We start from the raw sequence: 14,896 nt of genomic DNA, 5'->3' as shown, positions 1-14,896 counted from the left end.
GGCCTGGGTCACCCCAGGCCACCCCGATCCTCAGCGGCGCCGGTAGGACTCGACGTAGCCGCTCGCGGGCGTGCCCACGCCGGTGACGTCGTCGTAGCCCTTCACGGCCGCGAGCGAGCTGTCCTTGCCCAGGCCGCGCACGGACGTGGCCAGACCGTCCGTGGCGTCGTAGCCGTTCACGAAGTCGACGCGGGCCACGGCGAGGCCGGAGCCCGTCGGGTTGTCGGTGACGTCGTGGTAGGCCTTCGAGCCGGCCTTGGCGTAGATCGCCGGGTTGGCGAAGCCGATCGGCGTGCCGCCCCGGGCCTCCTGGGCCAGGGCCTGGATGGCCGCGATCGTCGGCGCGGCGAGCGAGGTGCCGCCGATGCGGTACTCGCTGTACGCCTGCGTCTTCCCGTCCGGCTGGGTCTGCGTCTGGCCGACCAGGAAGCCCGTGTTCGGGTCGGCGATCGCCGCGATGTCGGGGACGACACGGTTGCCGGCCGCGTTGTCGGCCTTGGCCAGCGCGTCCGGTACGACGCCCTGCTGGTAGCCGGGCTCCGCCACCGTCTTGCTGGTGCCGCCGCCGGCGCCGGAGGTGAAGGCGCCGGGGAAGTCCGTCCAGCTCTTCCCGTCGGCCGACAGGTTGGCCTTCTCGGTGCCCCAGCCGGTCTCCCAGAGGTACTGGTCGCCCTTGCCGACGGCCAGCGAGGTGCCGCCGACGGCGGTGACCCACGCCGAGTTGGCCGGCGAGTCGACCTGCTTCGTCCCGGAGCTGGCGACCTCGTCGCCGTCGTCGCCGGAGGAGAAGTAGAAGCCGATGCCCTCGACCGCGCCCAGCTGGAAGACCTGGTCGTAGGCCGCCGCGAGGTCGGGAGTCTGCGCGGCCTCGACCTCACCCCAGGAGTTGGACACGATGTCGGCGAGGTGGTTGTCGACGACCTTGCCGAGCGCGTCGAGCAGGTCGGCGTCGGTGCAGGAGGCGGCGCCCACGTAGGTGACGTCCGCGGCCGGCGCGACCGCGTGCACGGCCTCGACGTCCAGGGTCTCCTCGCCGTACCAGCCGGAGGCCGAGCAGTCCTTGGTGTTCGTGTAGTGCTTGGGCAGCACCTGGTGCAGCTGGCCGGTCTTCCACGCCGCGTCGCCGTTGCGCTTGGCGTAGGTGCCGGCGTCGTAGGCGATGGTCGGCGAGGCGTACGCGTCGGTGATGGCGACCCGGACGCCCTTGCCGGTGTGCTTGCCCGCGCCGTAGGCGGCCCGCAGCTGCTTGCCGGTGTAGCCCTTGACGGCGTACGGGATCTTCGTGCCGTAGGCGTCCGGCAGCGTGCTCGCCGTCCTGGAGCCGTAGTACGAGGAGAACGGCCCGGCGTTGCGGAACACGGTGTCCGGCGGCGGCAGCTGGTCGTCGTGCGTGACCATGTGCGGCGCGTTGTCCAGGCCGGTGACGGTCAGCACGGCGTCGGCCAGGCCCGCCGGGACGGAGGCGGTGCCCGCCGGGGCCCGGTAGGTCCTCGCGCCCTTGGCGAAGTCGTGCAGCTGGGTGCCGAACGCCTTCTCGGCGGCGGCCACGTCACCGGTCACGGAGACGTAGTGCCGCGTGACCCCGGTGACCTTCAGGCCCGCGGCCGTCAGCCAGGACGTCACCGCCGCCACCTGGGCCTTGGTCGCGCCGAAGCGCGCCTGCGCCTTCTTGGCGGTCAGGTACTTGCCGTACGAGGCCGACGCCGGGTCGGACACGGCCTTCGCGTAGGCGGCGAGACCGGCGGCGTCGCGGCCTCGGAGATACACCCGGGCCGACATCCGGGCGCCGTCGGAGGTGGCGCCCTTGTCGGCCTTGGCCGTGGCCCACGCGGGCCGGGTCCCGGCCAGCAGGTCGCGGAGCGGGTGGTCGGCGGCGTGCGCCGCGGGTATGCCGAGCGCCAGCGCACCGGCGAGCATCGGCAGTGTCGCCGCGATGCTCACTCCGGCGCGCGCCTTGGCGCGGTTGGATCTCATGGAACCCCCTGTGCGGTTCGTCGCGAGTGATCACTCGACGGTCGCCACTCTCGCGACGAACCGTTCATGTCAGGGGAATGCGAAACCCAAGAAGCGCCCTGCGCAGGCCAAGAAGTACCCAAGGCGCCCTGAGGCAGGGCGATTTGAGGCTTACGCCCCAAGAGGGTGCTGCGCTAGGAGCGCGGTGCGGCGCCCCGCTCCTTCAGCATGTCCGTCATCAGGCCGATCTCCGACTGCTGCGCTTCCACCATGCCCTGGGCGAGCCGCTTCTCGACGCCGACCGTGCACCTCTCCGCACAGCCCTCGGCCATGTGGACGCCGCCCTTGTGATGGTCCGTCATCAGCTGGAGGTAGAAGATCTCCGCCTGCTTGCCGTTCAGCTTGCCGAGCTTCTTCAGCTCGGTGTTGGTGGCCATGCCCGGCATCAGCGCGCCGTCCTTGCCGGAGGCCATGCCTCCCATGTCCATCCAGGCCATGGGTTCGGAGGACACCTTGGGCAGCCCCCACAGATCGAGCCAGCCGATCATCATGCCGCGCTGGTTGGCCTGCGTCTGCGCGATGTCGTACGCGAGGCGCCGCACGTCCTCGTCCTCGGTGCGGTCGCGCACGATGTACGACATCTCCACGGCCTGCTGGTGGTGCACCGCCATGTCCCGCGCGAACCCGGCGTCCGCGGACTCGGCGGAGGGGGTCCGGCTGCTGCCGTCGTCCCCGGCGACGGCGTAGGTGATCGCACCGGCCGCGACGAGCGCCGTCGCCGCGGCCCCGGCGATCAGACCGACGTGCCTCACTGCGACAGCCCGTTCGTGCAGGCGGCACCCGGCTCGGGCGTCTGCTCGCCCTGCACGAACTTCTCGAAGAACGTGGCGACGTCCGGGTCGCTCGCGCCCTTCACCGTGCGCTGGTGGCCCCACGCCGAGAGCATGATCGGGTCCTTCTGGTCGTCCATCGGGCTCATCAGCGTGTACGGCGTCTTCTTCACCTTCGCCGCGAGGGCGTCGATGTCGGCCTTCTTCGCGTCGGCGTTGTACGTCACCCACACCGCGCCGTGCTCCAGCGAGTGCACGGCGTTGGTGTTGTCGAGTTCCTTGGTGTAGACGTCCCCGTTGCAGTTCATCCAGACCTGGTTGTGGTCGCCGCCGACCGGCGGCTCGGAGGCGTACTTCACGTCCTTGGCGACGTGGTTGCGGGACAGCTTCCCCTCCCAGGTCTTCACACCGTCCTTGCCCGTGACGAACTTCCCCTTGGCCGAGGAGTCGGCCGCCGCGGTGTCACTGCCACCGTCGCCGGACTGGGACCGCACGAGCACGACACCGCCGCCGACGAGACCGCAGACGACCACCACGCTGGCCGCGATGACGAGGATCCGGTTGCGGCGCTCACGGGACTGCTCGGCGCGCCGCATCTCCTCTATCCGCGCTTTGCGTGCCGTGCTGCTCTTGTTGGCGGAGCCCATGAGGTGTCCTTCGTGGGAAAGGTGGGACGGTCGGGTGAGCTGATCGTAATGGGGGGAACAGGGCGCCTCGTAGGGCGGCGGAGGGAATGGGCTGAATCGATACGGCACCGACAGGTGCCCGACAGTTTCGGGGTCCGTTCCGCACTCGCCCCTCCGGATAATTTGAACCGCAGATTCCCATTACCTACGCTGCGTGCATGCGGCTGCTGCGCTCCACCGACCTCGCCCTGCGGGTCCTCATGCGGCTCGCCGTCGCGGGCGAGTCGAGTCCGACGACCCGGGAGGTCGCGGACGGCATGGACGTGCCGTACACGCACCTGGCGAAGGTCGTCGCCGAGCTCCAGCACATGGGGTTGCTCGACGCCCGCCGTGGCCGCGGCGGCGGCCTCACCCTGACGGAGCAGGGCCGCACGGCGTCGGTGGGCGCCGTGGTGCGCGCCTTCGAGGGCGACGGCGACGTCGTCGACTGCGAGGGCACCACCCCCTGCCCCCTGAACTCCGCCTGCCGGCTGCGCGGCGCCCTGCGCCGGGCCCAGGAGGCGTTCTTCGCCTCACTGGACCCGGTCACCCTCCGGGACATCGTGGCGGAACCGACCGCGGCGCTGCTGCTGGGGATCACACGGGGAAGCTAGGGGCCCCCTACGACCGCCCCGCCAGCCACAGGTCCGGCCCGAACACCTCGTAGTGGATGCCGGCCGGGGCCACGCCCTTCGCGATCAGCTGGGCCCGTACCGCCCGCATGAACGGCAGCGGCCCGCACAGGTACGCGCGCGTGCCCGGCGCGACCGGGACGCCGGTGAGGTCGACCAGCCCGGAGTGGGTGCCCGCCGGGGCGTCCTGCTCATACCAGAGGTGGACGGCCGAGTCCGGCAGCTTGGCCGCGTAGGCCTCGTGGTCGGTGCGCAGGGCGTGGGTGGCGGGCGAGCGGTCGCCGTGCACGACGGTGACCGGGGCGCGGTGTCCCGAGCCGGCGAGGTGCGCCAGCATCGCGGTCATCGGGGTCACGCCGATGCCCGCCGAGGCCAGCAGCAGCGGAGTGTCGGGGCCGGCGTCCAGGACCAGGTCGCCGTACGGCTCCGACAGCTCCAGGACGTCGCCCTCCTCCACGCGCGCGTGGAGGTGGTTCGAGACCTCGCCGTCGGGGGCGCCGTCCCCGTGCACGCGCTTCACGCTGATCTGCCGGAGCGGTCCCGCCGCACCGGAGAGGCTGTACTGCCGTATCTGCCGGGCGCCGTCCGGCAGGGCGACGCGGACGGAGACGTACTGGCCCGCGCGGAAGTCCCGCACGGGAGAGCCGTCGGCGGGCCGCAACCGGAAGGTGGCGACGTCCGCGGTCTCGGTGACGCGCTCGACGACCTCCCAGCTCCGCCAGCCGGGCCCGCCGCTCTCCTCGCGCAGCCGCTTCTCGACGGCGATCAGGGCGTTCGCCATCAGCCAGTAGACCTCGTCCCAGGCGGCGGCGACCTCGGGCGTCACGGCGTCGCCGAGCACCTCGGCGATGGCGGCGAACAAGTGCTCGTGGACGAGGTCGTACTGCTCGGGCGTGACGCCGAGCGAGGCGTGTTTGTGGGCGATGCGGTGCAGCATCGCGTCCGGCCGCTGCTCCGGACGGTCCAGCAGGTGCGTCGCGAAGGCGGCGACGGAACCGGCCAGCGCCTGCCGCTGGGTGCCTGCGGCCTGGTTGCCCCGGTTGAAGAGGTCCCGCAGCAGCTCGGGGCGGGCCGCGAACAGGCCGGCGTAGAAGCGCTCGGTGATCGCGCCGAGGGCCCCGCCGACGGCGGGGAGTGTGGCGCGGACGGTGGCGGCGGACTGCTCGGACAGCATCGGGGCTCCTCGGTGCTCGACTGCGCGCACCGTATTTAAAGTTGCATCTGAGATGCAAATTAAGCGGGTGGGGCGGCGAAGCGGACCGGCCGTTACGGATGTCGCCGCGAACAGGCACTATGGGCAGAAGAGCAGTTCACCTGCCGTACGTGAGGCGTTCGGCCCCGGGCCGGCCGGGCGATCATGGTGCGCAACGCGTACGAAATGGTGGTGTGGTGGGATGCTCAGGTGCCCGACCGCCTCCCGGCTACGGAAGAGAAGGCGGCCTGACCAGCAAGGATGGGGAAGCGGAAGATGGACAAGCAGCAGGAGTTCGTGCTCCGGACGTTGGAGGAGCGCGACATCCGGTTCGTACGCCTGTGGTTCACGGACGTGCTGGGCTTCCTCAAGTCCGTCGCCGTGGCCCCGGCCGAGCTGGAACAGGCCTTCGACGAGGGCATCGGCTTCGACGGCTCCGCGATCGAGGGCTTCGCCCGGGTCTACGAGTCCGACATGATCGCCAAGCCGGACCCGTCGACCTTCCAGATCCTGCCCTGGCGTGCGGAGGCCCCGGGCACGGCCCGCATGTTCTGCGACATCCTCATGCCGGACGGCTCCCCGTCCTTCGCCGACCCGCGCTACGTCCTCAAGCGCGCCCTGGCCCGCACCTCCGACCTGGGCTTCACGTTCTACACCCACCCGGAGATCGAGTTCTTCCTGCTGAAGGACCGGCCGCTGGACGGCAGCCGTCCCACGCCCGCCGACAACTCCGGCTACTTCGACCACACCCCGACCAACGTCGGCATGGACTTCCGCCGCCAGGCGATCACCATGCTGGAGTCGATGGGCATCTCGGTCGAGTTCTCCCACCACGAGGGCGCCCCGGGCCAGCAGGAGATCGACCTGCGGTACGCCGACGCGCTCTCCACGGCCGACAACATCATGACGTTTCGCCTGGTCATGAAGCAGGTGGCGCTGGAGCAGGGCGTGCAGGCGACCTTCATGCCGAAGCCGTTCTCCGAGCACCCGGGCAGCGGCATGCACACGCACCTGTCGCTCTTCGAGGGCGACCGCAACGCCTTCTACGAGTCGGGCTCGGAGTACCAGCTGTCGAAGGTGGGCCGCTCCTTCATCGCGGGCCTGCTGCGGCACGCTGCGGAGATCTCCGCGGTCACCAACCAGTGGGTCAACTCCTACAAGCGCATCTGGGGCGGCGCGGAGCGCACGGCGGGCGCGGGCGGCGAGGCCCCGTCGTACATCTGCTGGGGCCACAACAACCGCTCGGCGCTGGTCCGCGTCCCGATGTACAAGCCCGGCAAGACCGGCTCGGCGCGGGTGGAGGTCCGCTCCCTGGACTCGGGCGCGAACCCCTACCTGGCCTACGCCCTCCTCCTCGCCGCCGGCCTCAAGGGCATCGAGGAGGGCTACGAACTCCCGCCGGGCGCCGAGGACGACGTCTGGGCCCTCTCCGACGCCGAACGCCGCGCGATGGGCATCGAACCCCTCCCGCAGAACCTCGGCGAGGCCCTGACCCTGATGGAACGCAGCGACCTCGTCGCCGAGACCCTCGGCGAGCACGTCTTCGACTTCTTCCTGCGCAACAAGCGGCAGGAGTGGGAGGAGTACCGCAGCGAGGTCACGGCGTTCGAGCTGCGGAAGAACCTGCCGGCGCTGTAGGCGCAAACCGGCGCGGATTCGCCCGCCGAGACGACACAGGGGGCCGACGGTCGCGGACCGTCGGCCCCTCGTCCGCTCCCGGGGCGCCCGGCAGCGTCACGCCCCCTGTCGCTTGAGGTCCGCCAGCAGCTGGTGCAGCGGCTCCGTCGCCCGGCGGCGGTACTCCTGGACCGCCCAGCCGTTCCCGTCCGGGTCCGTGAAGTGCATGAACGTGGCGCCGTCGTCCGGGGCGTACTGGACCGGCTCCGAGACGTCGAGGCCGCGTTCGACGAGCTCCGCGTGGGCCGCCTTGATGTCGGCGACGCACAGTTGCAGGCCCTGGTACGAGCCGGGGGCCGGGGTGGGGCCGGGTGTCATCTCCCAGATCGACTCGCCGAGGGCGATGGAACAGCCGGAACCCGGCGGGGTCAGCTGGACGATCCGCATCCCGGGCATGACCTCCTGGTCGATGTCGACGTGGAAGCCGACCTTGTCCCGGTAGAAGTCCCGGGCGCGGTCGATGTCGGTGACGGGCAGCGGGATCACTTCGAGAGTGAAGTCCATGGCGTGACTCCTTCGTCGGGCATCGGACGACGGCTCAGGCGAACCGCCACCTCGTCTGGCTGAACGGCTCCCCCTTACCGAAGCCGAAAACCGTGCGCGGCGCCACCGCGTAGACGGCCGCGTGTCCCGCACCGTGGTGGAAATAGCCCTCCCGTACGTCGAAGTGCCAGAAACTGCCGTACTTCGCCTCCCACATGGTGGCCAAAGCGCGTAGCCGGGCGTCTTCGGTCACGCGCCTCGCCTCGCCCTCCACCACCAGGTCGTAGCCCTTGTTCCAGGTGTTCGTGCCGGTGGTGAGCACGACGTGCGGGTTCTCCGCGAGGTTCCTCGCCTTGCGCTCCTCCGGGCCCGTGCAGAAGTGCAGGGCGCCGTCCGACCAGATCGCCGGCAGCGGGGTGACGTGCGGGCGTCCGTCCGGTCGTACCGTCGTGATCCAGAACAGCTCCGCCGCCGTGAGCCGCGCTTCGGCCTCCTGCCAGTCGGTCGCGGTGGCCGTCTCGTCGCTGTAGCGGCGGTCCAGCCTGGTCTCGGGTCGCGTGGTGGTCATCAGCCGTCCTCCTGAGCTCTCGCCTGACAGAGCGCCCCAAGCGCCCCCCAGCGCTCTCACAGGGCAGACCCCGTCCGCCTGCCGAACTCATCGGGGCCCGACCGGGGGTCTGCGACTAGGCTCGAGCCCGTACGACCTTGATCCGAAGAAGTCCGAAGCAGGTCCGAGGCGAGTCCGAGGGAGGCCCGGGATGACGGCGGCGCCGGGGCGCAGGAGCAGTACCTTCACACGGCTGCTGCGGCACGGTTTCACCGACGCCACCGCCGCCGAACGGCTCCTGGACAGTGCCGAGCTCGTGCTCCTGCGCGACGACCCGGTGCTGCTGGAAGCGCTGGGCGGGACCGCCGACCCCGATCTCGCGCTGCTCGGGCTCGTCCGGCTGCTGGAGGCCCAGCCGAATCCCGGCGCCCGCCGGGAACTGCTCGACACGCTGATCGCGGCCAAGCCGCTGCGCGACCGGCTGCTCGGTGTGCTCGGCGCCTCCACCGCCCTCGCCGACCACCTCACCCGGCACCCGGACGACTGGCAGGCACTCGTCATGTACGAGGCGTACGACCTGCACCCCGGGGTGGAGGAGTTCGAGGCCGGCCTCGCGGAGGCCACCGACCCGGTCTCCCTGCGCGTCGCCTACCGGCGTTGCCTGCTCTCCATCGCGGCCCGGGACGTGTGCGGCACGACCGGCGTCGCCGAGTCCGCGGCCGAGCTCGCCGACCTCGCCACCGCCACCCTGCGCGCCGCCCTCGGCATCGCCGAGGCGGCCGCGCCCGAGGACGCCGCCCAGTGCCGGCTCGCCGTCGTCGCGATGGGCAAGTGCGGCGGCCACGAGCTGAACTACGTCTCCGACGTGGACGTCATCTTCGTGGGGGAGGCCACCGAGGGGACCGACGAGACCAAGGCCGTGCGGGCCGCGACCCGGCTCGCCTCGCACATGATGCGGATCTGCTCGGAGACCACGGTCGAGGGCTCCATCTGGCCCGTGGACGCCAACCTCCGGCCCGAGGGCAGAAACGGTCCGCTCGTACGGACCCTCTCCAGCCACCTCGCCTACTACCAGCGCTGGGCCAAGACCTGGGAGTTCCAGGCGCTGCTCAAGGCCCGCCCGGTGGCCGGCGACCTCGACCTCGGCGCGGAGTACGTCGCCGCCGTCCAGCCCCTGGTGTGGAAGGCCGCCGAGCGCGAGAACTTCGTCCCCGACGTGCAGAAGATGCGCCGCCGGGTCGTGGAGAACATCCCCCTCGCCGAGGTCGACCGCCAGCTGAAGCTGGGCCCGGGCGGCCTCAGGGACGTCGAGTTCGCCGTGCAGCTGCTCCAGCTGGTGCACGGCCGGACCGACACCTCCCTGCGCAGCGGTACGACCCTCGACGCGCTCAAGGCCCTCGCCTCCGGCGGCTACGTCGGCCGTGCCGATGCCGCCCAGCTCGACGAGGCCTACCGCTTCCTGCGCTCCATGGAGCACCGGATCCAGCTGTTCCGGCTGCGGCGGACCCACCTCGTCCCCGAGGACGAGGCCGAACTGCGCCGCATCGGCCGCTCCCTCGGCCTGCGCGCCGACCCGGTCGCCGACCTGCACCGCGAGTGGCGGCGGCACGCCACCGTCGTACGCCGGCTGCACGAGAAGCTGTTCTACCGGCCGCTGCTCGACGCGGTCGCCCAGCTCGCCCCCGGAGAGGCCCGGCTCAGGCCCGAGGCGGCCCGGGAGCGCATGGTTGCCCTCGGCTACGCCGACCCGGCCTCCGCCCTGCGCCACCTCGAGGCACTGGCTTCCGGCGTCACCCGCAAGGCCGCCATCCAGCGCACCCTGCTGCCCGTCCTGCTGGGCTGGTTCGCCGACTCCGCCGACCCGGACGCGGGCCTGCTCAACTTCCGCAAGGTGTCGGACGCGCTCGGCAAGACGCCCTGGTACCTGCGGCTGCTGCGGGACGAGGGCGCCGCCGCGCAGAACCTCGCCCGTGTGCTGTCCGCCGGGCGGCTCGCCCCCGACCTGCTGATGCGCGCCCCGGAGGCGGTGGCGCTGCTCGGCGACGGGGACGGCGGCGGTCTTGAACCGCGCTCCCGCACCCATCTGGAGCAGGAGATACTCGCCGCGGTGAAACGGGCCGACGGGGCCGCCCAGGCCGTCACCGCGGCACGCGGGGTGCGCCGCCGCGAGCTGTTCCGTACGGCCGCCGTCGACATCGTCGGTTCCTACGGCACCGAGGAGCAGCCCGCCGAGGCCGACCAGGGCGCGCTGGTGGACCGGATCGGCGGCGCGGTGTCGGACCTGACGGCGGCGACGCTCGCCGGTACGCTCCGGGCCGTGGTGCGGGAGGGCTGGGGGGACAGTCTGCCCACCCGGTTCGCGATCATCGGCATGGGCCGTTTCGGCGGCCACGAGCTGGGCTACGGCTCCGACGCGGACGTGCTGTTCGTGCACGAGCCGCGCGACGGGGTCGACGAGCACGAGGCCGGGCAGGCCGCCAACAAGGTCGTCTCCGAGATGCGCCGCCTGCTCCAGATCCCCAGCGCCGACCCGCCCCTCCTCGTCGACGCCGACCTGCGCCCCGAGGGCAAGTCCGGGCCGCTCGTACGGACCCTCAACTCGTACGAGGCGTACTACCGCCGGTGGTCCCTGACGTGGGAGTCGCACGCGCTGCTGCGGGCCGAGCCCGTCGCCGGGGACGAGGACCTGGGCCGCCGGTTCATCGAGCTGATCGACCCGCTGCGCTACCGGGCGGACGGGCTCGACGACGAGGCCGTCCGCGAGATCCGGCGGCTCAAGGCCCGTATGGAGTCCGAGCGGCTGCCACGCGGCGCCGACCCCAAACTGCACGCGAAGCTGGGCCCGGGCGGCCTGTCCGACGTGGAGTGGACCGTGCAGCTGCTGCAACTGCGGCACGGCTCGGCGGAGCCGGGCCTGCGCACCACCCGCACCCGTGAGGCCCTGGCCGCCGCCCGCGCGGCCGGGCTCATCACGGAGGAGGACGCCGCGACCCTGGACGAGGCCTGGGTCCTGGCGACCCGCGTCCGCAACGCGGTGATGCTGGTCCGCGGCCGGGCCGGCGACACCTTCCCCACGGAGCCCCGCGAACTCGCGGCCGTCGGCCGCTACCTGGGATACGGCCCCGGACACGCGGGCGACATGCTCGACGCGTACCGCCGCACGGCGCGCAGGGCACGGGGCGTGGTGGAGGAACTGTTCTACGGGGTGGCGGAGCGCTAGGCCGACGGCCCGCGGCCGGCTCGAACCCGCTGACGGGGCCCGGCGGATCTCGCCGGTACCAGGCGCGGCAGCGCGTACGGCTGGGTGCCGTACCAGAGCCTCGCCACCGTGAATCCGAAGGCCAGGCAGAGCATGCCGCCCACCGCGTCCAGCCAGAAGTGGTTCGCGGTGGCGACGATGACGACCAGGGTCAGCGTCGGGTACAGCAGGCCCAGCACCCGCACCCAGGGGATCGCCGACAGGGCGAAGATCGTCAGGCCGCACCACAGGGACCAGCCGATGTGCATCGACGGCATCGCGGCGTACTGGTTGGACATGTGCTTCAGGTCGCCGGAGGCCATCGATCCCCAGGTCTGGTGGACCATGACGGTGTCGATGAAATCGCCGCCGTTCATCAGGCGCGGGGGTGCCAGCGGATACAGGTAGTAGCCGACCAGGGCGACGGCGGTGGTCGCGAACAGCACCAGCCGGGTCGCCGCGTACCGGCCGGGATGCCGACGGAACAGCCACACGAGCACACTCAGCGTCACCACGAAATGGAGCGTCGCGTAGTAGTAGTTCATGCCGATGATCAGCCAAGTCGCCGCGTTCACGGCGTGATTGACCGACTCCTCCACGGCGATGCCCAGATGGTGCTCGGCCTTCCAGATCCAGTCGGCGTTGCGCAGCGCCTCGGCCCTCTGCTCGGGCACGGCGTTGCGGATCAGTGAGTACGTCCAGTAACTCACCGCGATCAGCAGGATCTCGAACCAGAACCGGGGCCGGCGCGGGGCGCGCAGCCGGTGCGGCGAACCCGGACCGCTCTCGGCCGTAACGGTCTGCGGAAGGGCCGATTCCCGGCCTTCCGGCTTCGTCACGGTCGTGTCACCCATAGGCACAAAGTCTGCCAGAAAAGGACTTCCCCACCGATCATCCCCCGGCGAGGCCCGGGCCGCATGTTCTCCCTACGGCGAGATCAGGCCACGACGTCAGGAACGACCGCGATCCCCGGGTGCCGAAGCGGTCGAACCGCGCACGACCAGCTCCGGCATGAACACGAACTCGCTGTGGGGGGCCGGGGTACCGCCGATCTCCTCCAGCAGCGTGCGGACGGCCGCCTGGCCCATCGCCGGGACCGGCTTGCGGATCGTGGTCAGCGGCGGGTCGGTGAAGGCGATCAGCGGCGAGTCGTCGAAGCCGACCACCGAGATGTCCTTCGGCACGTCCAGGCCCAGCTGCCGCGCCGCCCTGATCGCGCCCAGCGCCATCATGTCGCTCGCGCACACCACGGCCGTGCAGTTTCGCTCGATCAACGCCGTGGTCGCGGCCTGGCCGCCCTCCAGGGTGTAGAGGGAGTGCTGGACCAGCTCCGTCTCGACGGCCTCGGCGCCCAGGCCCAACTGGTCCTGCATCGTGCGCACGAACCCCTCGATCTTGCGCTGCACCGGCACGAACCGCTTGGGCCCGAGGGCCAGCCCGATCCGCTGGTGCCCCAGGGACACCAGGTGCGTGACAGCCAGGCTCATCGCCGCGCGGTCGTCGGGGGAGATGAACGGCGCCTGCACCTTCGGCGAGAAGCCGTCGACCAGCACGTACGGCACGCCCTGCGCGCGCAGCCGGTCGTAGCGCTGCATGTCGGCGGTGGTGTCCGCGTGCAGCCCGGAGACGTAGATGATGCCGGCGACCCCGCGGTCGACGAGCATCTCCGTGAGCTCGTCCTCCGTCGAGCCGCCCGGGGTCTGGGTGGCGAGGACGGGGGTGTAGCCCTGCCTCGTCAGCGCCTGGCCGATGACCTGGGCCAGGGCCGGGAAGATCGGGTTCTCCAGCTCCGGGGTGATCAGGCCCACCAGGCCCTCGCTGCGCTGGCGCAGGCGCACCGGGCGTTCGTAGCCCAGCACGTCGAGGGCGGCCAGTACGGACTGGCGGGTGGTGGCGGCGACGCCCGGCTTCCCGTTGAGGACGCGGCTGACGGTCGCTTCGCTCACCCCCGCCTGCAAGGCGATGTCGGCAAGCCGTGTGGTCACAGCACTGGACTGTAGCGGCCGGGGTTCTCCCTGCACACCGACGGGACGCCTGGTGCGTGCCGTCGCACGGCCGGCTGCGGGTTGCTGGGTCATCGCGGTCCCCAAATAAGTCGAGAAGAGGTCGTGGCCGGCGTCCGATCCGCAACGGATGATTCCCCCGACGGAAGCGGATGGCAAGTGCTTGCAGAGTCTTGCACAACTGTCCGAGTCCCCGCCGAACAGCCGGAAATCAGGGCTGCGGGGCGGTCGAAGGGAGGTCACGGCGGGATAACCATCGGCACCGCTTGCAACTTTTTGCTGCAAGGTCTTTCGCAAGTCCGTGAAGCGCGGCTAATCTCACCGACGCCCGGCGGCCAACGGCGCAGTCGGCAGCACGAACGGGCTTTCACCCTCAAGGAGAACTCATGCGGCGTGGCATAGCGGCCACCGCGCTGGTGGCGTCCCTCGCCCTGGCGGCGACGGCGTGCGGCGGAAGCGACAGCGGCGACGAGGCCGACGGCCCGGTCACCATCACCTGGTGGGACACCTCCAACGCGACCAACGAGGCGCCGACGTACAAGGCCCTGGTCAAGGAGTTCGAGGCCGCCAACAAGGACATCAAGGTCAACTACGTCAACGTCCCCTTCGACCAGGCGCAGAACAAGTTCGACACCGCCGCCGGTTCCAAGGGCGCCCCCGACGTGCTGCGTTCCGAGGTCGGCTGGACCCCCGCCTTCGCCAAGAAGGGCTTCTTCGCGCCGCTGGACGGCACCGAGGCCCTCAAGGACCAGGCCGAGTTCCAGCCCAGCCTGATCGAGCAGGCCAAGTACGACGGCAAGACCTACGGCGTCCCCTTCACCACGGACACCCTCGCCCTCGTCTACAACAAGGCCCTGTTCAAGAAGGCCGGCGTCGAGGCCCCCAAGACCTGGGACGACCTGAAGAAGGCCGCCGCCACCGTCAAGGACAAGACCGGCGTCGACGGCTACTGGGGCTCCACCCAGGCCTACTACGCGCAGAGCTTCCTCTACGGCGAGGGCGCCGACACCGTCGACGTCGACGCCAAGAAGATCACCGTCACCTCGCCCGCGGCCAAGAAGGCCTACGGCACCTGGCAGGGCCTCTTCAAGGGCAAGGGCCTGCACAAGGCCGACACCACCGCCGACGCCTACGCCCACATCCAGGAGGCGTTCGTCAGCGGCAAGGTCGCCTCGATCGTCCAGGGCCCGTGGGAGATCACCAACTTCTACAAGGGCTCCGCCTTCAAGGACAAGAACAACCTCGGCATCACCACCGTCCCGGCCGGCTCCACCGGCAAGGCGGGCGCCCCGACCGGCGGCCACAACCTCTCCGTCTACGCCGGCTCCGACGCGGCTCACCAGAAGGCCTCGCTGAAGTTCGTCAACTTCATGACCTCGGCGAAGGCCCAGGAGACCATCGCGCTGAAGAACTCCACGCTCCCCACGCGCGAGGACGCCTACACCGCCAAGGTCAAGGCCGACCCCGGCATCGCCGGCTACCAGGGCGTGCTCTCCTCCGCCCAGCCGCGCCCGGCGCTGCCCGAGTACAGCTCCCTGTGGGGCCCGCTGGACGACGAGCTGATCGAGATCGCCGGCGGCAAGGAGTCCCTGGACAAGGGCCTCGGCGACGCCGAGACCGCCATCACCAAGCTGGTGCCCGACTTCTCCAAGTGACCGCCGCGTGGCCGCCGGATC

12 protein-coding genes are annotated in these 14,896 nt (G+C 71.1%); 4 read left to right on the top strand and 8 right to left on the bottom strand.

Features of this window, described 5'->3' with window-relative positions; translation table 11 throughout:
• Positions 1-30: 30 nt before the first annotated feature.
• The 3 genes from OHU35_RS12120 to OHU35_RS12110 form a co-directional block, all read right to left on the bottom strand.
• A complete protein-coding gene (locus OHU35_RS12120) occupies positions 31-1,974 on the bottom strand; it encodes a protease pro-enzyme activation domain-containing protein (RefSeq protein WP_405505282.1) in 1,944 nt (647 codons plus the stop codon).
• A 173-nt stretch (positions 1,975-2,147) separates the two neighbouring features.
• On the bottom strand, positions 2,148-2,765 hold the full coding sequence (locus OHU35_RS12115; protein WP_359895518.1) for a DUF305 domain-containing protein: 618 nt from the start codon (positions 2,763-2,765) through the stop codon (positions 2,148-2,150).
• The gene (locus OHU35_RS12110) at positions 2,762-3,430 is read right to left on the bottom strand and encodes a DUF3105 domain-containing protein (RefSeq protein WP_189724675.1); all 669 of its coding nucleotides are present in this window, start codon (positions 3,428-3,430) and stop codon (positions 2,762-2,764) included. The genes OHU35_RS12115 and OHU35_RS12110 overlap by 4 nt, the downstream gene beginning before the upstream one ends.
• A 197-nt stretch (positions 3,431-3,627) precedes the next feature.
• Here OHU35_RS12110 and OHU35_RS12105 point away from each other — a divergent pair, with 197 nt between their 5' ends.
• On the top strand, positions 3,628-4,062 hold the full coding sequence (locus OHU35_RS12105) for an Rrf2 family transcriptional regulator (RefSeq protein ID WP_359895517.1): 435 nt from the start codon (positions 3,628-3,630) through the stop codon (positions 4,060-4,062).
• A gap of 7 nt (positions 4,063-4,069) precedes the next feature.
• On the opposite strand, the gene OHU35_RS12100 is transcribed toward OHU35_RS12105, so the two are convergent.
• Complete coding sequence (locus OHU35_RS12100; protein WP_405505281.1) at positions 4,070-5,254, bottom strand: globin domain-containing protein; 1,185 nt, start codon at positions 5,252-5,254, stop codon at positions 4,070-4,072.
• A gap of 294 nt (positions 5,255-5,548) precedes the next feature.
• On the opposite strand from OHU35_RS12100, the gene glnA reads away from it, so the two are divergent.
• Positions 5,549-6,910 carry a type I glutamate--ammonia ligase gene (glnA, locus tag OHU35_RS12095; protein WP_184596240.1) on the top strand — a complete coding sequence of 454 codons (1,362 nt, stop codon included), beginning with the start codon at positions 5,549-5,551 and terminating at the stop codon, positions 6,908-6,910.
• 96 nt (positions 6,911-7,006) lie between these two features.
• Here glnA and OHU35_RS12090 read toward each other — a convergent pair whose 3' ends face one another.
• On the bottom strand, positions 7,007-7,453 hold the full coding sequence (locus tag OHU35_RS12090; RefSeq protein WP_189724672.1) for a VOC family protein: 447 nt from the start codon (positions 7,451-7,453) through the stop codon (positions 7,007-7,009).
• Positions 7,454-7,487: 34 nt separating this feature from the next.
• Entirely contained in the window at positions 7,488-8,000 is a 513-nt protein-coding gene (locus tag OHU35_RS12085) for a pyridoxamine 5'-phosphate oxidase family protein (RefSeq protein ID WP_405505280.1), read from the bottom strand.
• Positions 8,001-8,190: 190 nt separating this feature from the next.
• On the opposite strand from OHU35_RS12085, the gene OHU35_RS12080 reads away from it, so the two are divergent.
• A complete protein-coding gene (locus OHU35_RS12080) occupies positions 8,191-11,199 on the top strand; it encodes a bifunctional [glutamine synthetase] adenylyltransferase/[glutamine synthetase]-adenylyl-L-tyrosine phosphorylase (RefSeq protein WP_189724670.1) in 3,009 nt (1,002 codons plus the stop codon).
• On the opposite strand, the gene OHU35_RS12075 is transcribed toward OHU35_RS12080, so the two are convergent.
• Positions 11,196-12,071, bottom strand: coding sequence for a phosphatase PAP2 family protein (locus OHU35_RS12075; protein WP_405505279.1), 876 nt, complete (start codon positions 12,069-12,071; stop codon positions 11,196-11,198). The two genes, OHU35_RS12080 and OHU35_RS12075, sit on opposite strands and share 4 nt — an antisense overlap.
• Positions 12,072-12,167: 96 nt before the next feature.
• The gene (locus OHU35_RS12070) at positions 12,168-13,202 is read right to left on the bottom strand and encodes a LacI family DNA-binding transcriptional regulator (RefSeq protein ID WP_189724668.1); all 1,035 of its coding nucleotides are present in this window, start codon (positions 13,200-13,202) and stop codon (positions 12,168-12,170) included.
• Between the two features lie 404 nt (positions 13,203-13,606).
• On the opposite strand from OHU35_RS12070, the gene OHU35_RS12065 reads away from it, so the two are divergent.
• Positions 13,607-14,875 carry an extracellular solute-binding protein gene (locus OHU35_RS12065; RefSeq protein WP_359895499.1) on the top strand — a complete coding sequence of 423 codons (1,269 nt, stop codon included), beginning with the start codon at positions 13,607-13,609 and terminating at the stop codon, positions 14,873-14,875.
• Positions 14,876-14,896: the final 21 nt, after the last annotated feature.

The organism is Streptomyces purpurascens (assembly GCF_045040895.1).
GTDB lineage: Bacteria > Actinomycetota > Actinomycetes > Streptomycetales > Streptomycetaceae > Streptomyces > Streptomyces purpurascens.
The sequence above is the reverse complement of the archived record's forward strand: the minus strand, read 5'-3'. Positions and strand labels throughout refer to the sequence as shown.